This is a genomic window from Streptomyces roseus (assembly GCF_001044425.1).
Taxonomy (GTDB): Bacteria; Actinomycetota; Actinomycetes; order Streptomycetales; family Streptomycetaceae; genus Streptomyces; species Streptomyces roseus.
This window is the reverse complement of the sequence record NZ_LFML01000028.1, coordinates 1-21,954: the sequence shown is the minus strand read 5'-3', so window position 1 is coordinate 21,954 and position 21,954 is coordinate 1. Positions and strand designations below refer to the sequence as shown.

Genomic DNA, 21,954 nt, shown 5'->3' with positions numbered 1-21,954 from the left:
GGCGTGGTGTGATGGGCACATGATCGAACAGTTCCTGGCCCAAGACCTGTCCGCAGTGGAAGAAGCGATCCGCAAGGCGGCGGCGGTCGAGATCATGCCGAGGTTCCGCCAGCTCGCCGAGCACGAGGTGGACCAGAAGAGCGGTCCGCACGATCTCGTCACCGTCGCCGACCGCAAGGCCGAGGAGCACCTGACGGCCTCGCTGACGCACCTGCTGCCCGGCTCCGCCGTCGTCGGCGAGGAAGCGGTCCACGCCGACCCCACCGTGTACGGGGCGCTGCGCGCCGACGCGCCGGTCTGGATCGTGGACCCGGTCGACGGCACCCGGCAGTTCGTCGGCGGCGACCCGGCCTTCTGCACCCTGGTGGCGCTGGCCCACCGCGGCGAGATCCTCGCCTCCTGGACCTTCGCCCCGGCGCTGGAGGAGCTGGCTACCGCCGTGCGCGGGCAGGGCGCGTACGTCAACGGCGAGCGCATCCGCAGCGGTTCGCCGCGGCCCGGCGCCGACCTGCGCGTCGCCATGGCCCACCCGCTGTACACCTCCGACGAGGACAAGGTCCGCCTCGCCCGGCTCGACGTGCCCGGGGTCGTGGCCCGGCCCTGCGGGTCGGCGGGCCTGGAGTACCTGAGGGTGGCCCGCGGCGAGATGGACGGCCTCGCCTTCACCTGGCCCTCCGCCTGGGACCACGCGGCGGGGCTGCTGCTGGTCGCCGAGGCGGGCGGCGCGCAGAGCACCGTCGCCGGGGTCCCCTTCCGCATCGACCGCGACAACGAGCTGCCGTTCGCGGTGGGCCGCGACGAGGCCACGGCCGTACGGATCCGCGAGCTGCTGCGCGGCGCCTGACCCGCGCCCCTCGGATCACGGCGGGCGCCGTCCGGCGCGGGCGGGGGCCGTGCCGGACGGGCCGAATATCCTGGGAGCTCAGCCGCCACCGGACGAAGGAGTCTCAAGGTGCCGTCGATTCTCGATGCGGTCGTGGTGGGGGCGGGGCCCAACGGGCTGACGGCCGCCGTCGAGCTGGCCCGGCGCGGCTTCTCGGTGGCCGTCTTCGAGGCCGCCGACACGGTCGGCGGCGGGGCCCGCACCGAGGAGCTCACCCTCCCGGGCTTCCGGCACGACCCCTGCTCGGCCGTGCACCCGCTCGGCATCGGCTCGCCGGTGTTCTCCACCATGCCGCTGGCGCGGTACGGGCTGGAGTGGCTGCACCCCCCGCTGCCCATGGCGCACCCCTTCGACGACGGCACGGCCGCCGTGCTCTCCCGCTCCGTCTCCGAGACGGCGGCCTCCCTCGGGCCGCGGGACGCGGGCACCTACCGGCGGCTGGTGGCGCCCTTCCTCGGCAAATGGGACTCCCTGGCACGGGACTTCATGTCCCTGCCGTCGACCGCGCTGCCCCGGGACCCGCTCACCCTCGCCCGCTTCGGGCTCGCCGGACTGCCGCCCTCCACCTGGCTGCTGAACCGCTTCCGCGAGGAGCGGGCGCGGGCGCTGTTCGCCGGGCTCGTCGCGCACGTCATCGCCCCGTTGGGCGGGATCGGCACGAGCGCCGTCGGCCTGGTCTTCGCCCTCGCCGCGCACGCCGGCGGCTGGCCCATGCCGCGCGGCGGCTCGCAGTCCGTCTCGGACGCCCTCGCCGGATACCTGCGCGACCTCGGCGGCGCCGTCCACACCGGCTTCGAGATCAAACGCCTCGACGACCTGCCGCCCGCCCGGGCGTACGTCTTCGACACCTCCCCGACCGCGCTGGCCCGGATCGCCCGGCTGGGACGCGCCTACGACGGCTACAAGTACGGTGCCGCCGCCTTCAAGGTCGACTACGCCCTGTCCGGTCCCGTGCCCTGGACCGCCGAGGCCCCGCGCCGGGCCGGCACCGTACAGATCGGCCCGCGCGCCCGCGACATCGACGCCGCCCTCCAGCTGGCCACCGGCGGGCGGGCCCCGCGCACCCCCTTCCTGATCACCGCCCAGCCCAGCCTGGTGGACCCGGGGCGGGCGCCCGAGGGCAAGCACGTGTTCTGGGCGTACGGGCACGTCCCCGCGGGCTGGGGCGGCAACCTCACGGACGCCGTCGAGCGGCAGATCGAGCGCTTCGCCCCCGGCTTCCGCGACCTGGTGCTGGCCCGCGCCACCGCCGGCCCGCCGGAGCTGGCCGCCCGCAACCCCAACTACGTCGGCGGCGACATCGCCTGCGGCGCGGCCTCCGGGCTCCAGCTGCTGCTGCGGCCGAAGCTCTCCCTGTTCCCGTACGCGACGGCCCACCCGGCCGTCTTCCTCTGCTCCTCCGCCACCCCGCCGGGCCCCGGCGTGCACGGCATGTCCGGGCACAACGCGGCCAAAGCGGTCTGGCGCCACCTGAGAAGGGCCCCCTCCTGATGGTGCGCATCACCCTCGTCCAAGGCGACATCACGGCCGAGCACGCGGACGCGATCGTCAACGCGGCGAACTCCTCGCTGCTCGGCGGCGGGGGAGTGGACGGCGCCATCCACCGGCGCGGCGGCCCCGAGATCCTGGACGCCTGCCGGGCGCTGCGCGCCTCCCGGTACGGCAAGGGCCTCGCGACGGGCCTGGCCGTGGCCACGACGGCCGGCCGGCTCCCCGCGGAGTGGGTGATCCACACGGTCGGTCCCGTCTGGTCCCGGGACGAGGACCGCTCGGCGCAGCTGGCCTCCTGCTACCGCGAGTCCCTGCGGGTCGCGGCCGAGCTGGGGGCCCGTACGGTCGCCTTCCCGGCGATCTCGACCGGCATCTTCGGCTGGCCGGTGGACGACGGCGCCCGGATCGCGGTGGAAACGGTCCGCGCGAGCGCCGCGGCGCCCGTGGAGGAAGTCCGCTTCGTCCTCTTCGACGAGAAGGCGTACGCGGTCTTCGAGGCGGCCCTGGCGTAGGGACCGGCCCCGCCGGGCCCCGGCCCGGGGCGGCCGGATCCGGCGGCTTGGCGCAGGGCCGCCCCGGGCCGGATCCGGCGGATGCGGTCAGGGGTGTCGGTGGGGGTCGATAGGCTTCTGGGATGAGCCTTGTCGACGCCCCCACCGAGACCCCCGATGCCCTGGAGGTGCTGCACCGCGTCTTCGGATACGACTCCTTCCGCGGCGAGCAGCAGCAGATCATCGAGCACGTGGCCGGCGGTGGCGACGCACTGGTCCTGATGCCCACGGGCGGCGGCAAATCGCTCTGCTACCAGATCCCGGCGCTGGTCAGAGCCGGTACGGGCGTGGTGATCTCGCCGCTGATCGCCCTCATGCAGGACCAGGTGGACGCCCTGACCGCCCTCGGGGTCCGGGCCGGCTTCCTCAACTCGACCCAGGACCCGTACGAGCGCCAGGCCGTCGAGCAGGCCTTCCTGGCCGGTGAGCTGGACCTGCTGTACCTGGCCCCGGAGCGGCTGCGCACCGAGGGCACCCAGCGGCTGCTCGACCGGGGCACCGTTTCGCTCTTCGCGATCGACGAGGCGCACTGCGTCGCCCAGTGGGGCCACGACTTCCGGCCCGACTACCTCGCCCTGTCGATGCTGCACGAGCGCTGGCCCAAGGTGCCGCGGATCGCGCTGACCGCGACGGCCACCGAGGCCACGCACGCCGAGATCGCGGCCCGGCTGGGCCTGGCGGAGGGCGAGGCCCGCCATTTCGTGGCCAGCTTCGACCGGCCCAACATCCAGTACCGGATCGCCCCGAAGAACAACCCGACCCGGCAGCTGCTGGAGCTGATCCGCACCGAGCACCCCGGGGACGCCGGAGTCGTCTACTGCCTGTCGCGGGCCTCCGTGGAGAAGACCGCGGCCCTCCTCGTCGAGAACGGCATCGACGCGGTCGCCTACCACGCGGGCATGGACGCCCGGACGCGCGCCGCGAACCAGGCGCGCTTCCTGCGGGAGGACGGGGTCGTGGTGGTGGCCACGATCGCGTTCGGGATGGGCATCGACAAGCCGGACGTGCGCTTCGTCGCGCACCTGGACCTGCCGAAGTCGGTCGAGGGGTACTACCAGGAGACCGGCCGCGCCGGTCGTGACGGGGAGCCGGCCACGGCTTGGCTCGCGTACGGCCTCCAGGACGTGGTGCAGCAGCGCAAGTTGATCGAGGGCTCCGAGGGCGACGAGACGCACCGCCGCTCGCTGGCCGCGCACCTGGACGCGATGCTCGCGCTGTGCGAGACGGTCGAGTGCCGCCGGGTGCGGCTGCTCGCGTACTTCGGGCAGGCCGCCGCCGGGCCGTGCGGCAACTGCGACACCTGCCTGGCCCCGGCCGAGTCCTGGGACGGCACGGTCGCCGCGCAGAAGCTGATGTCCACGGTGTGGCGGCTGGCGAAGGAGCGGCGGCAGAAGTTCGGCGCCGGGCAGATCATCGACATCCTCCAGGGCAAGAAGACGGCCAAGGTCATCCAGTTCGACCACGACGCCCTGTCGGTCTTCGGGATCGGCTCGGACCTGAGCACCGCCGAATGGCGCAGCGTCGTGCGGCAGTTGCTGGCTTCGGGGCTGCTGGCGGTCGAGGGGGAGTACGGGACGCTGGTGCTCACGGACGCGAGCGGGGAGGTGCTCGGCGGGCGGCGCAGCGTGCCGATGCGCAAGGAGACGGCGCCCGCCCCCGCGGCCCGCAAGTCCTCCGGCTCCGGCTCCGGTTCCGGGAAGGCCGGGCGGGTCCCGGTCGACCTGCCGGAGGCGGCGGTGCCGGTGTTCGAGGCCCTGCGCGCCTGGCGGGGCGCGACCGCGAAGGAGCAGGGCGTGCCGGCGTACGTGGTCTTCCACGACGCGACCCTGCGGGAGATCGCGACCCGGCTGCCGGGCACGGCCGAGGAGCTCGGCACGATCAGCGGGGTCGGCGAGGCGAAGCTGGCCAAGTACGCCGAGGGGATCCTGGCCGCGCTGGCCGAGACGGGCGCCACCGCGCCCGCGCCCGCGTCGGCCCCGCCCACATCGCCCGCGCCCGTCTCCCCGGCCGCGCCGCCCTCCGCCCCGCACACCGACGAGGAACCGCCCTTCGACTTCGAGGACGCGGAGCCGCCGTGGGACGACTGGGAGTAGGCCGGGGACCGCGGCCGGAGCAGGCCCCGTCCGGGCCTTGGTGCCGGGCGGCAACCGGGAGGTGAACTGACCGGCCCGGCAAGGGAGTTCCACCGCTCGGCCATCCGCTCCCGCGAAGCCGTGGGCGCCCGCGTGCGCCGCGCCCGCTCCGGGGTGAAGCTGGTGGCATGAGCGACGACCGTCCGGGTCGGCCCAGTACGGAACTGCGCCTGGCCCTCGCGATGCGCGGCGGGGTCAGCCTCGCCGTCTGGATGGGCGGGGCCTGCTGCGAGACGGCGGCGCTGCGTTCGGCGGCCGGGCGGGCCCCCGGACCCGAAGCGGGGCTCTACACGGGCCTGCTGAGGGCGTGCGGCTACGAGGACGTCGACATCGACGTCCTCGCCGGTACCAGCGCCGGGGGACTCAACGGCGTACTGCTGGCCTGCCACCTCGTGTACGGGATGCCCTTCGGGCCCGGCGTGCGGGACGTGTGGCTGCGCCTGGGGGACCTCGAAGGGCTGCTGCGCCGCTCGACCCCCTTCCACGTACCGACCTCGCTGATGCGCGGCGACGAGGTCTTCTACGAGGAGCTGCGCGCGGCGCTGGGCAGGCTCCTCAAGGAGGCTCCGGCGGACTGGCGGCCCCCGGCCTCGCTCCGGCTGATCCTGACCGCCACGCGGCTGCGCCCCCGCCGGGACCTGGTGCGGCCCACCCTCGGCCGGCCTCTGCCCGTAGGCCGCTCGAACGCCTACTTCCGCTTCCGCCACCGCACCTCGCTGACGGACTTCCCCGTCGACGCCACCGGAGTGGCGCGCGAGGGGGCGCTGAACCGGCTGGCCTACGCGGCCCGTACCTCCTCCTCCTTCCCGGGGGCCTTCGAACCGGCCCGGGTGTACGTCGGCAACGGTCCGCAGCCGGTGGAGAAGCCGCCCCGGGTGGACATGCGCGGGGTCAGCAGCGAGACCGGTTACCCCGACGAGAACCTGAACGGCTGCGCCGAACTCATGGACGGCGGGCTGCTGGACAACATCCCCGTGGCCTGGGCCGTACGTGCCGTCGCCGGGGCCCCCGCGGTCCGCAAGGCCGACCGCTGGCTGCTGTTCCTCCAGCCCGTGCCGCCGTTCCCGCCCCCGCCCGAGCCCGGGACCAGCCGGCGCGTGACCCGGCTGGTCCGTACCGCCCTGAAGTCCCTGACGGTGAAGACCGGCTCGGAGTCCCTGCGCGACGACGACCTCGAACTGCACGCCGCCGAGGCCGCGGCCCAGCGCAGGCAGGCCGCCGCGGGCGTGCTCCCCGCCACCCTCGCCGAGCTGGAGAGCACGGCCGTGGCCCGGCGGGCGGCGTACGCCGCCCGGGCCGGAGCGGCGGAGGCGCTGCGGCTCGTCCGGCTCCTGGAGGACCCCGCGGAGGTGACCGGACCGGACGCGCTGCCGCTGCCCGCGGGCCCGGGGCCGCTGGAAGCCCTGGACGAGGGCGCGGGGGAGGGGTCGACCGTGCTGTTCGCACGGCTGCGCGCCGCGTCGAAGCACCTCGCGGTGGCGCCGGGCGCGTTCCCCGGACCGGGGTACTCGCCGCTGGCCCTGGCGCGCACCGTACGGCTGCTCATGGACTGGCTGGAGGCCTGGGAATCCCGTCCGAGGGCGCGGGACGCGGAGCCCGGTGAGGCGGGGGCCGCGCACGCGCGACGGGCGGGGACGGAACGGGCGGAGGCGCAACGGGCGAAGGCGGAACGTGCGGAAGCGGAACGTGCGGAGGCGGACCTGGCGGAAGGCTACCGGCGGCGGCTGTTCGCCTGCCGCGCCGCCGTCGCCACCCTCACCGCCGCCCGCGACCGGCTGCTGCTCGACCGCTACCGCTCCGCCCTCGGCCAGGGGGTCCTCCCCAGCGACGCCACGGCGCCCTTCGGCGAGGCGAGCCGGCTGCTGGGCGCCCTCCTGCCGAAGGGGCCCGAGCCCGGGGACCCGGCCGTGGAATGGGAGCGCTGGGCGGCGGACCTCGCGACGGCCGTCACCGGAGGGGCCCTGCCGCCGGCTCCGGAGTCGGACGCGGCCCCGGGCCCCGGCCCGGGCAGGGTGCCCCCGGGCTTCAGGCGTCTGTGGGAGGGGCTCGCGGAACTGGCCGGGGAGATCGGCTTGCACCTGGTGCCCGACGTGGAGGGCTACGAGGCGCTCCACGCGGCCGCGCGCGGAGCCGGGCCGATGGCCGGCGCGCTCGCGTACGCCGAGGTGCTCCTCGGCCCGCTGCGACCGGACCCGCTGGCGGAGGCTCCCGACATCCGCTTCCACACCGTCTCGGCGGCGAACACCAGCTGGGCCACGCGCCGGGTTCTGGAGGAGGTGGACCAGAACTCGCCGAAGGACATGGTCCGGGCCAAGCTCAGCGGCAACCAGCTCAACAACTTCGCCGCGTTCCTGAGCGCCCGCTGGCGCATGAGCGACTGGACCTGGGGCCGCCTTGACGGGGCGGCTTCCCTGGTGTCGGTCGTCGCCACCGACGAGCGGCTGGAAGAGCTCTTCCGCGGGACCGACACCCGTGACCACGCGGCACTGGGCCGGAAGATCGCCGAGAGGACCGGACTCGGCGCGGTCTTCCTGGAGCACTGGGCGCAGGACGTGGTCGCCCACGGGAGCAGGGACCCCCACGACCGGGCGCGGGACGTACTCACCGCCGTCCGCCAGCACGAGATCCTGCGCGAGGAGTTGCCCTTCCTCGCCGCACTGAACGGCAAGGGCTTCCGGAGCGGCAACCGGCCCCCGGACCGCCCTTCGAACCCGCCCGCCCTGACCGCACCGCAGGAGTTCGAGGCCGGGCTGGAGTCCTTCCGGGCCATCGGCGCCGAGGAGGTCGGCACGCTGCTGCGGGCGCGGGATCCGCGCCGGGCGGCCCTGCGGGCCGGGCTCCTGGCCTGGCCCGCGCTCCAGCCCACCGGCAAGGCCGGGGCCCGTGTGGTGCAGGGCGTCCTCGGCGTGCTGAAGCCCTTGGCCTACCTCCCGTTCCTGGTCGGGGTCCTGGCTCCGCTGTGGGGGCTGATCGCGGCCGTGCTGATGTGGACGGGCGTCGCCTACTGCGCCGGTCAGTGGTCGAGTCTGCTCGCCCACGTCCCGGTCTGCCTGTACGCCATGGTCGCCCTGGCGGCCCTGGTCAGGCAGCGGATCCGGCCGGCCCGGCTGCGCGTCCCCCTCCTCCTGCTCGCGCTGGCCGGCCCACCCGTGGCCCTGTGGCAGCTGCGCGGCCTGCACCCCCGGGGCGCCGGCGGGGGGCCCGGCACGGCGCTGATCGTCGGGGTCTGCTTCGCCCTCGCCGCAGCCGCCGTGCTGTACGTCGGCACCGACCGGTGGTGGCTGCTGCCGGGGGCCGCCCTGTTCGCGGGAGTGATCGCCGCCCTGATCCGGACCGGCCGGCTCGCGGAGGCCGCACCCGGCGGCTGGTGGGCCGCCCTCACCCTCTACGCCGTCCTGTTCTGGGTCACCTTCGTCCTGCCGTGGCTGTATCCGAGGGAGCGGACCGCGCCGACCTGACGCAGCGCCCCGCGCCAAGGGCTCGGATAGGGTGAATCGGTAGGAATCGGACCCCCCGGGGTGAGGTCGGTGCGGTGGACACATACCAGTCGACGAGCGAGGTCCCGGAGCAGCCGGCCGCGGCCGTCGGGTACGCGGGCGTACTCAGCGAGCTGCTGCCGATCGCGCTCTGGCGCGAGGACGCCGACGGGATCATCGTCGAATGGTCGCTCGCCGCGCAGGACCTGCTCGGCCACCGCCCCGAGGACATCATCGGCCTCCCCGGCACCTCCGTCCTCGTCCCCGAGCCCAACCACGCCCTCGCCGACGATCTGACCCGGCGCGTCCAGGCGGGCGAGACGGTGGTCGGCACCCTTCCCGTCCGCCACCGCGACGGGCACCGCGTCACCATGGAGATGTGGATCGTCCCCGCCGCCGACCCGCAGGGCCGCACCGGGGCCATGCTCATCGCCGTGGAGACCTCCGAGGTCCTGCGCATGCGGGACTCGCTCGCCGCCCTCCAGAGCCTGTTCACCCAATCGCCCATCGGCCTGGCCACCCTCGGCCCCGACCTGCGCTTCCTGCGCGTCAACGACGCCCTGGCCCGGATGAACGGCGTCAGCGCCGCGGCGCACCTCGGCAAGCGGCTCACCGAGGTCGTCCCCGGCGTGAACGCGGCCGCGCTCGAAGCGACCATGCGGCAGGTACTGGACCGGGGCGCCGCCGTGGTCGACGTCCGCCGCACCGGCCGGACCCCCGCCGACCCCGGCCACGACCACACCTGGTCCTGCTCGTACGCCCCCCTCCTCGACGGCTCCGGCCGCCCGCTCGGCGTGATCGCCTCCCTCATCGACATCACCGAGAGCCAACGGGCCCAGGGCGACGCCGAGCGGGCCCGGCGCCGCTTCGCCTTCCTCTCCGAGGCGGGCACCCGCATCGGCACCACCCTGGACCTGAGCCAGACCGCCCGGGAGATCGTGCGGGTCCTCGTACCCCAGCTGGCCGATTCGGCCGACGTACAGCTGCTGGAGACCGTCCTGGCCCCCGACGACGCGGCGGCCGGCCACGAGGGCGTGCTCCGCCGCATCGCGGTCGAGTTCCCCGACCCCGAGGCCCCCACCGCCCGGCTGGCACCCGGCCAGACGTTCCAGATCCCGCCCGACTCGGTCTACGAGCGGGTGATCGCCGAGGGCCGCCCCATGAACCTGTACCGGTCCGACGTCCACGCGCTGCTGCCCGACCCGCGCGCCGCCGAACTGCGCGCGTACCTCGGCACGCTCGGCTCCGCCCGGCTGGTCCCGCTCCTCGCGCGCGGGACGGTGCTCGGCGCGGTCACCGTGACCCGGACGAGTGACCGCGAGCCCTTCGACGAGCAGGACGCCGTCCTCATCGACGAGGTCGTCGCCCGGGCGGCCCTCAACATCGACAACGCCCGGATGTACACCGACCAGCGCCGGGCGGCCCTGACCCTCCAGCGCAGCCTCAGCAACAGCGCCCTGCCCCGGGTCACCGGTCTGGAACTGACCGGCCGCTACCTGCCCGCCAGCGACCACGACGTCGGCGGCGACTGGTTCGACGTCATCCAGCTGCCCGGCGGCCGCACCGGCCTGGTCATCGGGGACGTCATGGGCCACGGCATCCACGCCGCCGCCGTCATGGGACAGCTGCGCACCGCCGTCCGCACCCTGGCCCGCCAGGACGTCTCCCCGACCCGCCTGCTGCGCTCGCTCGACGAGGCCGTCGCCGACCTGGGCGAGGACGAGATGGCCACCTGCGTCTACGCCGTCCACGACCCGGCCACGGGCGGCTGCGTCATCGCCCGCGCCGGCCATCCGCCCCCGGCCGTGGTCACGGCCGGGGGAGAGGTGACCTTCCTCGACGGCCCGCCCGGCACCCCGCTGGGCACCGGCGGCCAGGAGTTCCGCACCGAGGAGGTCGCGCTGGCGTCCGGGAGCCTGCTCGTGCTGTACACCGACGGCCTCATCGAGTCCCGCGACCGCGATCTCGACCAGGGCATGTCCCAGCTCGGGCGGGCGCTGCGCGCCGCCGGGCAGCCCCTGGACGCACTCTGCGACGACATCCTGGCCCGGCTGCTGCCGCAGGCCCCGCAGGACGACGTGGCGGTGCTCCTCGCCCGTACGGCGGCCGGCGGGGGCCGCTGAGCCCCTCGGCCGCAGACCCCGGGCGCTCCGGGCGGTCCAGGCCCTCCGGACCGCCCGCCCTGCCCCGCCGCGGCCCCGGTCACCAGGCCGGGGTCACCAGGCCAGGTCCTCCAGCGCCGCCAGGTCGGGTGCGGGCACCGCCGGCTCCGGCCCCCCGGACAGCGGCAGCTCCGCCCAGATGACCTTGCCGCGCTCGGTGTACCGGGTGCCCCAGCGCTCGGCGTACTGCGCGACGAGGAAAAGCCCGCGGCCGCCCTCGTCGGTGGTCGCCGCGTACCGCAGGTGCGGCGAGGTGCTGCTGCCGTCGGAAACCTCGCAGATGAGGCTGCGGTCGCGCAGCATCCGCACCCGGATGGGCGCGTGCCCGTACCGGATCGCATTGGTGATGAGCTCGCTCAGGATCAGTTCGGCCGTGAACGCGATGTCGCCCAGCCCCCAGGCGGCCAGTTGCGCCGAACCGGCGTTGCGCACCCGGGAGACGGCGGCCGGATCGCGCGGCACCTCCCACTCGGCGATCCGGTCGGCCTCCAGCCGCCGGGTGTCGGCGATCAGCAGCGCGATGTCGTCGCTCGGCGCCGGGAACAGCAGTGCGGCCAGTACGTCGGCACAGGCCTGCTCGGGGCTGCGGCCGGGGCGGGAGAGCGTCCGGGCGAGCAGGCCGAGGCCGGTGTCGAAATCCCGGTCGCGGTCCTCCAGCAGCCCGTCCGTGAAGAGCACGAGCCGGCTCGACTCCGGCAGCCGCAGCTCCGTGGCCTCGAAGGGCATGCCGCCCACCCCGAGTGGCAGCCCGGTGGGCAGCTCCGGGAACTCCACCGCGCCGTCGGGCCGGACCAGGGCCGGTCCGGGATGCCCGGCGCTCGCCATCGCGCAGACCCCCGAGACCGGGTCGTACACCGCGTACAGGCAGGTGGCGCCGGTGACCCCGGCCGTCTCGCCGGCCCCCTCCGCGGGATCCCCGGAGCCCGCGGTCTCGTTCTGGTCGATCCGGTGGATCAGCTCGTCCAGGTGCCCCAGGAGCTCGTCCGGCGGCATGTCCAGGGAGGAGAAGTTGTGCACGGCGGTCCGCAGCCGGCCCATCGTGGCCGCCGCGTGCACCCCGTGCCCGACGACGTCGCCGACGACCAGCGCCACCCGGGCGCCGGCCAGCGGGATCACGTCGAACCAGTCCCCGCCCACCCCGGCCTGCGCGGGCAGGTACCGGAAGGCCGCGTCCACCGCGGTCTGGTCCGGCAGCACCCGGGGCAGCAGGCTCCGCTGGAGGGCCACTGCCGTGGCGTGCTCCCGGGTGTAGCGGCGGGCGTTGTCGATGGAGACGGCCGCCCGGGCCCCCAGCTCTTCCGCGAACGACAGGTCCTCCTCGTCGAAGGCCTCCGGGGTGTCGGCCGCCCGCCAGAAGTTCGCCATCCCGAGGACCACCCCGCGCGCCTGGAGCGGTACCGAGATCAGCGAGTGCAGCCCGTAGTCGAGGGCCTGGCGGGTGCCGGCCTCGTCCTGGGCCCGCCAGCCCATCGCCTCGTTCAGGTCGGCGGCGAGCCCCGCGTGCCCGGCGTCCAGGGCCGCCGCCATCGGCGCCGTCGACACCTCGAAGCGGATGACGTCTCCCACCGCCTGCAGCGGCTGGTCGGTGCGCACCCCGCTCATCGCGGCCCGGCGCATCTGCGTATAGGCGCCGGGGCCCGGCGAGGGCTCCTCACCCTTCAGCACCGGCTCCAGCAGCTCCACCGTGACGAAGTCCGCGAACCGGGGGACCGCCACCTCCGAGAGCTCCTCGGCGGTGCGCACCACGTCCAGGGTGGTCCCGATCCGCACCCCCGCGTCGTACAGCAGCTGGAGCCGCTCGCGGGCCACCTCGGCGCGCCCGGAGAGCGCGGCGAGCTCTGTGGTGTCGCGCAGGGTCATGACGCTGCCGGACGGGTGCCCTCCGTACGGCTGGGTCGGGCGCACGTTGACGGCCAGGAGCCGGTCCCCGGCCAGGTGCACCTCATCGGTGGCGACCCGCCCCGACACCAGCAGGGAAGTGGTCCGCGGATCGAGGCCCAGCTCGCTCACGTGGCGCTGCTCGGCGTCGGGCGGCAGGTTCAGCAGCCGCCGGGCCTCGTCGTTGGCGAGCAGCAGCCGCTGGTCCGCGCCGATGATCAGGACGCCCTCGCGCACCGCGTGCAGGACCGCCTCGTGGTGCTCGTTCATCCGGGCCATGTCGGTGGCGCCCAGGCCCCGGGTCTGGCGCGAGAGCCGCCGGCTGACCAGGGCGGCGCCGCCCGTGCCGAGCAGCAGCGCGCCGGCCGCGGCGCCGAGCAGCAGCGGCAGCTGACCGGCGACGGTGTGGGAGACGGTGTCGATCTCGATCCCGGTGCCGACCAGGCCGATGACCTTCCCGTTCGCGTCCCGTACGGGGACCACGGCGCGGACGGCGTCGCTCGGCGAGCCCTTGAAGACCTCGGTGAAGGGATGCCCGGCCACGGCGCGCGAGAGGTCGCCGGTGGCCCGCTTGCCGATCAGCTCCGGCCGGGAATCGGTGTAGCGCAGCCCGTCGGGGGTCATCACGGCGATGAAGTCGACGCCCGCGGCCTGCCGGGCGGCCTCGGCCAGGGGCTGGAGCTCGGCCGTCGGGTTCGCGGACTTCAGCGCCGCGGGGAGGCCGGGGGCGTGGGCGAAGGCCTCGGCGGCCGCCAGCGAGCGGTGGCGCGCGTCGCGCTGGGTGCCGTACCGCTCCTGGAAGACGAGGGCGAGCGCGGCGGCGGTGATCAGCAGGACGACGATGACCGCCATGAGCGCGAAGACCTGACCGGCGACGCTGCGGGCACCGCGGGAGCGGCGCGCGAGCAGGCCCGGGTCGCGCCCGGACGGCTGCCGGGGCGGCGATCCCCTGGGTCGACCCAAACGTCCGGTCATGAGCCATTTCTAACACTGTCACCGGGATTTGGGCGGGGCTGAGCGGCCGAAGGCCGCCGCACCGCGGTACGCGCGGGGGCTGACGCCGACGTGGGAGGTGAAATGCTGGCGGAAGGTGACCTCGCTCGCGAAGCCCGCGCGGCGGGCCACCTCGGGCACCGGGTGGTCGGTGCGTTCCAGCAGCCTGCGGGCCGCGTCCAGGCGGTGGCCCAGCAGCCAGCGGTGCGGGGTGGTGCCGGTCGCCGCGAGGAAATGGCGGGCGAAGGAGCGCGGGGACATCCCCGCCCAGCGGGCCAGCGTGGCCACGGACAGCGGCTCGTGGAGATGGCGCAGGGCCCGCTCCCGTACGGCCGCCAGGGCCTCGGCCGTCCGGTCCGCCACCGGAGTGGGCCGGTCCAGGTACTGGGCGTGCTCACCGGTGCGGAACGGGCCCGTCACCATCGACCGGGCGATCGCGGCGGCGGCCTCCGCCCCGTGGGCCCGCCGCACCAGATGCAGGCAGAGGTCGATCCCGGAGGCCACCCCGGCGGAGGTCCACAGCCCGGAGTCCTCCACGTACAGCGGGGCGTCCTCGACGAGCACGCCGGGGTGGCGCGCGGCCAGCCGCGGGGCCAGCGACCAGTGCGTCACGGCCCGCCGGCCCGCCAGCAGCCCGGCCTCGGCGAGGATGAACGCCCCGGCGCACAGCGCGGCCACCGGCACGCCCCGGGCGTGCGCCTCCCGCAGGGCGGCGAGCACCGGCTCGGGCGTCGGATCGGACGGCTCCTCCAGTGCCGGGACGACCACGAGATCGGCCTCGGAGAGCCAGTCGAGGCCCCGGTCGGGAACCAGGGTGAGCCCGCCGGGCAGTGCGATGGGCCCGGTGTCGAGGGCGCAGCGGCGCAGCTCGAAGCGCGGCACGCCGAGGCGGCTGCGGTCGGGCCCCCAGACCTCGGTGATGACGGCGAGGTCGAAGGCGCGGATGCCGGGCTGCACGACGATGGCGACACGATGCATGCTGCCATTGTGGCAGGATCCCATCGGTTCGGGTCCCGGCAGCCCCTGTCGACGGCCCCCTGTCGCGGAAGACCATGAAGCCATGACGAAGAACGAGATCGCCCTCGCCCCCACCGCCGCCCTGCTGGTCATCGACGTGCAGAAGGGTTTCGACGACGCCTCTTACTGGGGCCCGCGCAACAATCCGGCCGCCGAGGCCAACACCGCCGCCCTGATGGACGCCTGGCAGGAGACCGGCCGCCCGGTGGTCCTCGTGCAGCACGCCTCGCGCACCGCCGGTTCGGTCCTGGCCGCCGACCACCCCGGCCACGCCTTCAAGGACTTCGTGGCCGAACGGGCGGGGCAGGCGGCCCTGCTGGTCACCAAGACGGTGAACTCCTCCTTCTACGGCACCCCCGACCTGGCCGCGTGGCTCACCGCCCAGGGCATCGGCCAGCTGGTGGTCTCCGGGATCCAGACCAACATGTGCGTGGAGACCACGGCGCGGATGGCCGGGAACCTCGGCTACGACGTGCTCGTCCCGCTCGACGCCACCCACACCTTCGACCTCGCCGGCACGGACGGGACGGCCCTGACCGCCGACGAGCTGGCGACCGCCACCGCCGTCAACCTGCACGGCGGCGGCTTCGCCCGCGTCGTCACCACCGCTCAGCTGCTCGCGGCCTGCGCCGCGCCGGCCCAGGTCACCGCGTAGTACCGCAGCCGCTCGTCCTCACCGACGAGCCGCATCCCGGCCGCGGCCATGACCCGGTGCGAGGCGGTGTTCTCCCGGTCGGCGTCACCGGCCGCCCCGCTCGCCCCGTGCGCGCGGGCATGGCCGAGCAGCGCCCGCAGGGCCTCTGCGGCGTAACCGTGCCCGCGGGCCGCGGGGACCAGCCCGTAGCCGACCGTCACGACCCCGGCCGCGTCGGCCGGACCGTGGAAGCCCGCGCCACCGATGGTCAGCCCGTCGCGTCGCCTGCGGATCTCGTAGGCACCGAACGGCGCGGGATCCCCGCTCTCGGCCAGGACCCGCAGGAACCGCCGGGCCCCGGCGCGGTCCCCCTCGCCGGGGTACCCGTCCCCCCAGCGGCACCCGCTCCCCGGCACCCCGCGGAGCACCGCGAGGGCCCGCTCCTCGTCCAGGGGCACGAGGGTCAGCCGCTCGCTCGTCAGTAGGTCCATCCCCCAGGGACTACCACCGCGGCCCCCCGCCCCGCACGGGCTTTTCGCAGCCCGCACCGCGGCCGGCGGGGCCGGACATGCCGGGGCCCGGCACCCCGCTCGGGGGCGCCGGGCCTCGTACGGCCGCCCGGACGTCAGGTCACAGCACCTCGGCGGCGATGTTCTGCGCGACCAGTTCCAGCAGGGGACCCGCGTTCGGGATGGACTTGGCCGGGTCGGGCTCCAGGTCCGTCAGCGGGTACGCCTTGCGGATGCCCGCCGCCTCCAGGGCCTCCTGGTCCAGCAGCAGACGGCCGCACACCGCCACCACCGGCTTGCCCGCCGCGCGCGCCGCGGCCGCGACACCGGCCGGCGCCTTGCCGTGCAGGGTCTGCTCGTCCAGCGAGCCCTCACCGGTGATCACCAGCGTGGCCCGCTCCAGCGCCGGCGCGAAGCCCAGCACCTCCAGCATCAGCTCGATACCGGGCCGGAACGACGCGCCGAGCAGCAGCGCCCCGTAACCGATGCCGCCCGCGCCGCCCGCGCCCGGGGCGGCGGCGAGCCGGCCGGCCTCCTCGCCGATCGACTTCTCCAGCACCACCGCGAAGTGGGCCAGCGCCGCGTCCAGGGCCGCCACGTCCTCGGGCGAGGCCCCCTTCTGCGGGCCGTAGACCGCGGGCGCGCCCTTCGGGCCCGTCAGCGGGTTGTCCACGTCGCTCGCCAGGACGAGGTCCACCTCCGCGAAGCGCGGGTCGATCCCGGACAGGTCCGCGGACGCCAAGCCGGCGAGCGCGCCGCCGCCCGGACCGACCGGTTCGCCGTTCGCGTCCAGGAACACGGCGCCCAACGCGGCCAGCATCCCCGCGCCGCCGTCGGTGGTGGCGCTGCCGCCCACGCCGAAGACGATCGAGCGGGCGCCCGCGTCCAGCGCGGCCTTCAGCAGCTCGCCCGAGCCGTACGTGGTCGCCGTCAGCGGGGCGAACACACCCGCCGGCAGCAGCTGGAGCCCGGAGGCCTCCGCCATCTCGACCACGGCGGTGCCGCCGCGCAGCGCGAACGCGGCCGTGACCTGCTCGCCGAGCGGTCCGGTGACCCGTACCTCCCGGCGCTCGAACCCGGCCGCCACGGCGGCCGCGACCGTTCCGTCGCCGCCGTCCGCGACGGGGAGGGTCTCGATCTCCACGCCCGGTACGGCCCTGCGAAGGCCGGCCGTCACCCGCTCCGCGACCTGAACGGCCGTGAGCGAGCCCTTGAATTTGTCCGCGGCGATGAGCACGCGCGCGGTCTCAGTTACTGCTCCGTCCGTCACCTTGCTAATCCCTTGCTATCGAACAGTGCAGTCGCGCCCCCATGAGCCTATCCGGAGGATCCTCCTATGCCCATGGGTGGCCTGGGTCACAGGCGGCGCGCCATCCCCTTAAAGAGGGATATACGCCTGCATAGTGTGGCCGCATGAGCGCGGAATCACTGGTTGACGCCCCTCCCCAGGGCCCGCAGCCCGAACCGGACCGTGCCGTGGTCACCATCGGGGTGATCGCCGTGCTGGCCGTCGTCGCCTGGGCGGCGCTCGGCAAGGACTCCTTCGACACGGCGTCCGGCACCGCGCTGGCCTGGGTCCTGGCCAACTTCGCCTGGCTGTTCGTGATCGCCGCCGACGTCTTCCTCGTCATGTGCGTCGTCCTCGCGATCAGCCGCTTCGGCCGGATCCGGCTCGGCGCCGACGATTCCGAGCCCGAGTTCACCAACCTCGCGTGGATCGCGATGATGTTCAGCGCGGGCATGGGCATCGGCCTGATGTTCTACGGGGTCGGCGAACCGCTCACCCACTACCTGAACCCGCCGCCCGCCTCCGGGGCCGCCCCCGGCACCGGGGCGGCCGCCCAGGCGGCCCTCGACTACTCCTTCTTCCACTGGACGCTGACCCCCTGGGCGATCTACGGCATCTCCGGCCTGGCCCTCGCCTACGCCACCTTCCGCAAGCGCCGCGGCAACCGGCTCAGCGCCGCCTTCGTCCCGCTGATCGGAGAGGCGCGCGCCGACGGCGCGCCCGGCAAGGCCATCGACCTGCTCGCCGTCTTCGCCACCGTCTTCGGCACGGCGACCAGCCTCGGCCTCGGCGCGCTCCAGGTCGCCGAAGGGCTCCACATCACGACGGGGATCGAGGACTCCACCGGCGTCGAGCTGATCATCATCGCCTCGCTCTCCGCCGCGTTCGTGCTCTCCGCCTTCTCCGGCCTGCACAAGGGCGTGAAGTGGCTGAGCACGATCAACCTCGTCCTCGCCGCCGCCCTGATGCTCTTCGTCTTCGTCCTCGGCCCGACCGTCTACGTCCTCGACGTGATTCCCGCCGGCATCGGCAGCTACCTGCACGAACTGCTCCCCATGGCCACCCGTACCGGCGCCTTCACCGACAGCGCCTGGCTCGGCGCGTGGACGATCTTCTACTGGGCGTGGTGGCTGTCCTGGGCGCCGTTCGTCGGCACCTTCATCGCCCGCATCTCGCACGGCCGCACCATCCGCGAATTCCTGATCGGCGTCCTGCTCGTGCCCAGCGGCGCCACGGTGGTGTGGTTCTGCGTGATGGGCGGCACCGCCATCCGCCTCGACTCCACCGGCGCCGCCGAACTCGCCGTCAAGGTCAAGGACGGGGCCGAGGCCTCGCTGTTCGCCATGCTCGACGCCCTTCCGCTGGGCACCGTCACCTCGTACGCGGCCATGGTCCTGGTCATGACGTACTTCGTCACCAGCGCCGACTCCGCCTCCCTCGTGATGGGCTCCCTCACCAGCCGCGGCTCGCTCAACCCGCCCACCTGGCTGGTCGTCACCTGGGGCGTGCTCATGGCGGCGGTGGCGGCCGTCCTGCTGGTCGCGGGAGGCCTCAAGTCCCTCCAGACCGCCACCATCCTGGTCGCCCTGCCCTTCGTGCTCGTCATGCTGCTGCTCTGCTGGGCCCTGGTGAAGGAACTCCGCGAGGACCCCGGCGCCGGCCCCGCCCGCCACCACGCCCTGCACGGCATGCGGGACGCGGTCGACGCGATGGTCGGAGACGCCGTCGCCCAGACGGGCCCGGCCCGCCACCCCCGCCTGCGCCGCCTGGCCGCCTCCGCCCGCCGCGACCCCGCGGACCCGCCCCCGCCGGACACCCCGGAGGCGTGATCCCGCCCGCCGGGGCCGCTGGGTAGGGTGGGCGGGGTGACCACCACCGATGACTACGCCACGTACATCGCGAGCCTGCCCAAGGTGCTGGCCGGCGCGGCCGCCCTCTACCGGGACGCGCGGGGGCGGGTGCTGCTCGTCGAGCCCAACTACCGCGAGGGCTGGGCCCTTCCGGGCGGCACCATCGAATCGGACCTCGGCGAGTCCCCGCGGACGGCCGCCCGGCGCGAGAGCGCCGAGGAGATCGGCCTGGACCTGCCGCTCGGCCGGCTGCTGGCCGTCGACTGGACGCTCGGCGAGGGCCGGCCGCCGCTGGTCGCCTACCTCTACGACGGCGGCGTGCTCGACGCGGCGCAACTGGCCTCGATCAGGCTCCAGGAGGAGGAACTGCTCTCCTGGCGGCTGGTCGAGCCCGCCGAACTCACCGCGTACCTCCCCGGATCGCTAGGCCGCCGCACCCTGGAGGCCTACCGGGTCCTGGAGTCCGGCGAAGGCGCCGCGGAGCTGGAGAACGGCAGCCGCCCGGTCCCCTCGTGACACCGGGCCCACTTCGAGCAGGACAGAATCCTCTGATGATCACGATGTACGCCTGGCCCAGCACCGCCGACGGACCCGACGCGCTGCCCATGGTCCACTTCACCACCGAGCAGCAGGAGGGCGGCGAGGTCTCCTCCGAGGGGACGCCGGTGTGGCTCTTCGACACCGCGATACGCGAGGGCGGCTGGGCCGCGTTCACCGACTTCGAGGGCTGGTCCGCCCCCGCCGCCGGCTGGCAGGCGTTCTACCGCCGCGAGGACGACCTCCTCGCCGTCACCGGCCCCGGCGCCTGCGAGGGCTGGTACCAGGGCAACCTCGGCGCCGACGCCGACTGGGTGGCGGCGGCCGACGCCCAGCGCAGCGTGGTCCTGCTCGCCGCCCCCGTCCAGCACCCCTCCCTGTACGCCTACGCGGTGGAGGCCGGGGCCGCCTTCGCCCTGCTCGTCCCGCTGGCGCTGGTCTGACGTACGGCTACAGTCGCGCCGCGCCGGCCTCGAAGGCCAGCAGCCGCACCTTGCGCTCGACGCCGCCGCCGTAGCCGGTCATGCCGCCCGAGGCACCGATCACCCGGTGGCAGGGGACGATGATGCTGACCGGGTTCCTCCCGTTGGCCAGGCCCACCGCGCGCGAGGCGTTCGGCTTGCCGAGCCTCGCCGCGAGCTCCCCGTACGACCAGGTCCGGCCGTACGGGATCCGTACGAGCTGGTCCCACACGCTGCGCTGGAACGCGGTGCCCTCCAGCCGGACGGGCACGTCGAACTCGGTGAGCTCCCCGGCGAAGTACGCGGCCAGCTGCCGCACGACCTCGGGGAACGGCTCCTCGGTCGCGGCGACCCGCGCCCCGAAGGACTCCTCGGCCGGCCGGTGCCGCTGCGCGCTCATGTACAGGCCGCTGAGGACCTTGTCGGTGGCGACGAGGGTGAGCGGACCGTACGGGCTGTCGACGATGGTGTGCTGCCTGGTGCTCATGCTGCTCATGACGGGGTGCGCTCCTCAGACGGGCAGGTGGTTGACGGGGTGGGCGTCGGTGGCCCACAGGTACTGCACGGCGTACGCGCGCCAGGGCCGCCAGCCGGCCGCCCGGGCGGTGAGCGCCGCGGGGGTGGACGGCAGGCCGAGCTCCTTCGCGGCCCGCCTGACCCCGAGGTCGGACGGCAGGAAGGCGTCGGGATCGCCCAGCGCCCGCATCGCGATCACCTCGGTAGTCCACGGCCCGAACCCGGGCAGCTCGTTCAACCGCGCGCGGGCCGCCTCCCAGTCGCTGTCGATGCCGAGCGGGAGCGAGCCGTCGGCCAGTGCGCCGACGAGGGTGGTCAACGTGGTGCGGCGGCTCGCCGGGAGGGCCAGGGACCGCGGGTCCAGGGCGGTCAGCGCCTGCGGCGACGGGAACAGGTGGGTCAGCCCGCCCTCGGGGTCGGGGTCGGCCACCGGCTCCCCGTGGGCGGCGACCAGCCGGGCCGCGTGCGTACGGGCCGCCGCCGTCGACACCTGCTGGCCGAGCACGGCCCGTACGGCGAACTCCGCCGCGTCGACCGTGCGCGGCACCCGGCGCCCCGGTGCCTTGTCCACGAGCGGCGCCAGCAGCGGATCGGCCCGCAGCTGCTCGTCGACCGCCTCGGGATCGGCGTCCAGGTCGAGCATCCAGCGGCAGCGGCTGATGGCGATGGTGAGGTCGCGCAGGTCGGTGAGGGCCAGCTGGCAGCCGATGTGGTCGGGCCGCGGACTGAGCGCGACGACCCCGGTGCCGTACGGGAGCCGCAGGGTCCGGCGGTAGGCCCCGGCCCGCCACTCCTCGACGCCGGGGACGGCGGTCGCGGCGAGGTGGCCGAAGAGGTTCTCGGGGTTGAGCGGGGCGCGGTACGGCAGGCGCAGGCTGATCGTCCCGGGCACCCTCGGCACGTGCCGGTTGGCCTTCTCGGCGCGCAGGCGCAGCTCGCCGGGGGCGAGGGCGAAGACCTCGCGGACGGTCTCGTTGAAGGTCCGGATCGAGGAGAACCCGGCGGCGAAGGCCACGTCGCCCATCGGCAGCCCGGAGGTCTCGATCAGCAGCCGGGCGGTCTGGGCGCGCTGCGCCCGGGCGAGGGCGAGGGGCCCGGCGCCGAGCTCGGCGTTCAGCTGGCGCTCCACCTGGCGGGTGGAGTACCCCAGCCGCGCCGCGAGCCCCGGTACGCCTTCGCGGTCCACGACGCCGTCCTGGATGAGCCGCATGGCCCGGGCGACGGCGTCGGCGCGGGCGTTCCACTCGGGGGAGCCGGGGGAGGTGTCGGGCCGGCACCGCTTGCAGGCCCGGAACCCGGCCTGCTGGCAGGCGGCGGCACTGGGCAGGAAGGTCATGTTCTCGACCTTGGGCGGGACCGCCGGGCAGCTGGGCCGGCAGTAGATCCCGGTGGTCCGCACGGCGGTGAAGAACCACCCGTCGAAGCGGGCGTCCTTCGACTGCACGGCCCTCACGCAGCGGTCGGTGTCGGTGTACATGGCTCCAGCATCCCGGCCCGCCCCCGGCTGGGCTGGCGGTTTTCCGACATCAAGCGTAGCCCTCCGGGGGTGGCGGGCGGGTGGCCGCCGGGGGCGGGC

General features: G+C 74.9%; 16 protein-coding genes. 10 read left to right on the top strand and 6 right to left on the bottom strand.

The window, feature by feature from the left end:
- Positions 1-19 precede the first annotated feature (19 nt).
- The 6 genes from ACS04_RS07140 to ACS04_RS07115 all read left to right on the top strand — a co-directional run bounded on the left by ACS04_RS07140 (position 20) and on the right by ACS04_RS07115 (position 10,656).
- The gene (locus ACS04_RS07140) at positions 20-844 is read left to right on the top strand and encodes an inositol monophosphatase family protein (RefSeq protein ID WP_048475680.1); all 825 of its coding nucleotides are present in this window, start codon (positions 20-22) and stop codon (positions 842-844) included.
- Positions 845-952: 108 nt separating this feature from the next.
- Positions 953-2,374, top strand: a complete 1,422-nt coding sequence (locus tag ACS04_RS07135) for a phytoene desaturase family protein (protein ID WP_048475679.1) — start codon at positions 953-955, stop codon at positions 2,372-2,374.
- Complete coding sequence (locus ACS04_RS07130; RefSeq protein WP_048475678.1) at positions 2,374-2,886, top strand: O-acetyl-ADP-ribose deacetylase; 513 nt, start codon at positions 2,374-2,376, stop codon at positions 2,884-2,886. Before ACS04_RS07135 ends, ACS04_RS07130 begins: the two co-directional genes overlap by 1 nt.
- A gap of 122 nt (positions 2,887-3,008) precedes the next feature.
- Positions 3,009-5,018 (top strand): DNA helicase RecQ, encoded by a 2,010-nt coding sequence (recQ, locus tag ACS04_RS07125; protein ID WP_048475677.1) that lies wholly within the window; start codon positions 3,009-3,011, stop codon positions 5,016-5,018.
- Positions 5,019-5,185: 167 nt separating this feature from the next.
- Positions 5,186-8,515, top strand: coding sequence for a DUF3376 domain-containing protein (locus ACS04_RS07120; RefSeq protein WP_048475676.1), 3,330 nt, complete (start codon positions 5,186-5,188; stop codon positions 8,513-8,515).
- Positions 8,516-8,589: 74 nt separating this feature from the next.
- On the top strand, positions 8,590-10,656 hold the full coding sequence (locus ACS04_RS07115; protein ID WP_048475675.1) for a SpoIIE family protein phosphatase: 2,067 nt from the start codon (positions 8,590-8,592) through the stop codon (positions 10,654-10,656).
- A gap of 93 nt (positions 10,657-10,749) precedes the next feature.
- On the opposite strand, the gene ACS04_RS07110 is transcribed toward ACS04_RS07115, so the two are convergent.
- Both ACS04_RS07110 and ACS04_RS07105 read right to left on the bottom strand, forming a co-directional pair.
- Positions 10,750-13,548 carry a SpoIIE family protein phosphatase gene (locus tag ACS04_RS07110; protein ID WP_048475674.1) on the bottom strand — a complete coding sequence of 933 codons (2,799 nt, stop codon included), beginning with the start codon at positions 13,546-13,548 and terminating at the stop codon, positions 10,750-10,752.
- An 18-nt stretch (positions 13,549-13,566) separates the two neighbouring features.
- Entirely contained in the window at positions 13,567-14,544 is a 978-nt protein-coding gene (locus ACS04_RS07105) for a GlxA family transcriptional regulator (RefSeq protein WP_053080719.1), read from the bottom strand.
- Positions 14,545-14,626: 82 nt separating this feature from the next.
- Between ACS04_RS07105 and ACS04_RS07100 the strand changes: the two genes are divergently transcribed.
- Complete coding sequence (locus ACS04_RS07100) at positions 14,627-15,238, top strand: cysteine hydrolase family protein (protein ID WP_048475672.1); 612 nt, start codon at positions 14,627-14,629, stop codon at positions 15,236-15,238.
- Here the strand turns inward: ACS04_RS07100 and ACS04_RS07095 are convergent.
- Both ACS04_RS07095 and ACS04_RS07090 read right to left on the bottom strand, forming a co-directional pair.
- Positions 15,193-15,708: a GNAT family N-acetyltransferase gene (locus tag ACS04_RS07095; protein ID WP_048475671.1), complete on the bottom strand. Its 516-nt coding sequence runs from the start codon at positions 15,706-15,708 to the stop codon at positions 15,193-15,195. The genes ACS04_RS07100 and ACS04_RS07095 overlap by 46 nt on opposite strands.
- A 139-nt stretch (positions 15,709-15,847) precedes the next feature.
- On the bottom strand, positions 15,848-16,996 hold the full coding sequence (locus ACS04_RS07090) for a glycerate kinase (protein WP_048475670.1): 1,149 nt from the start codon (positions 16,994-16,996) through the stop codon (positions 15,848-15,850).
- 143 nt (positions 16,997-17,139) lie between these two features.
- Between ACS04_RS07090 and ACS04_RS07085 the strand changes: the two genes are divergently transcribed.
- The 3 genes from ACS04_RS07085 to ACS04_RS07075 are packed head-to-tail and all read left to right on the top strand — an operon-like array spanning position 17,140 to position 19,844.
- Positions 17,140-18,843 carry a BCCT family transporter gene (locus ACS04_RS07085; RefSeq protein ID WP_048475669.1) on the top strand — a complete coding sequence of 568 codons (1,704 nt, stop codon included), beginning with the start codon at positions 17,140-17,142 and terminating at the stop codon, positions 18,841-18,843.
- Between the two features lie 36 nt (positions 18,844-18,879).
- Entirely contained in the window at positions 18,880-19,380 is a 501-nt protein-coding gene (locus ACS04_RS07080) for an NUDIX domain-containing protein (RefSeq protein ID WP_048475685.1), read from the top strand.
- Between the two features lie 35 nt (positions 19,381-19,415).
- Positions 19,416-19,844 (top strand): hypothetical protein, encoded by a 429-nt coding sequence (locus ACS04_RS07075; RefSeq protein ID WP_048475668.1) that lies wholly within the window; start codon positions 19,416-19,418, stop codon positions 19,842-19,844.
- A gap of 7 nt (positions 19,845-19,851) precedes the next feature.
- On the opposite strand, the gene ACS04_RS07070 is transcribed toward ACS04_RS07075, so the two are convergent.
- Complete coding sequence (locus ACS04_RS07070; RefSeq protein WP_398024835.1) at positions 19,852-20,349, bottom strand: methylated-DNA--[protein]-cysteine S-methyltransferase; 498 nt, start codon at positions 20,347-20,349, stop codon at positions 19,852-19,854.
- Positions 20,350-20,373: 24 nt separating this feature from the next.
- Positions 20,374-21,855 (bottom strand): AlkA N-terminal domain-containing protein, encoded by a 1,482-nt coding sequence (locus tag ACS04_RS07065; protein ID WP_048475666.1) that lies wholly within the window; start codon positions 21,853-21,855, stop codon positions 20,374-20,376.
- Positions 21,856-21,954: the final 99 nt, after the last annotated feature.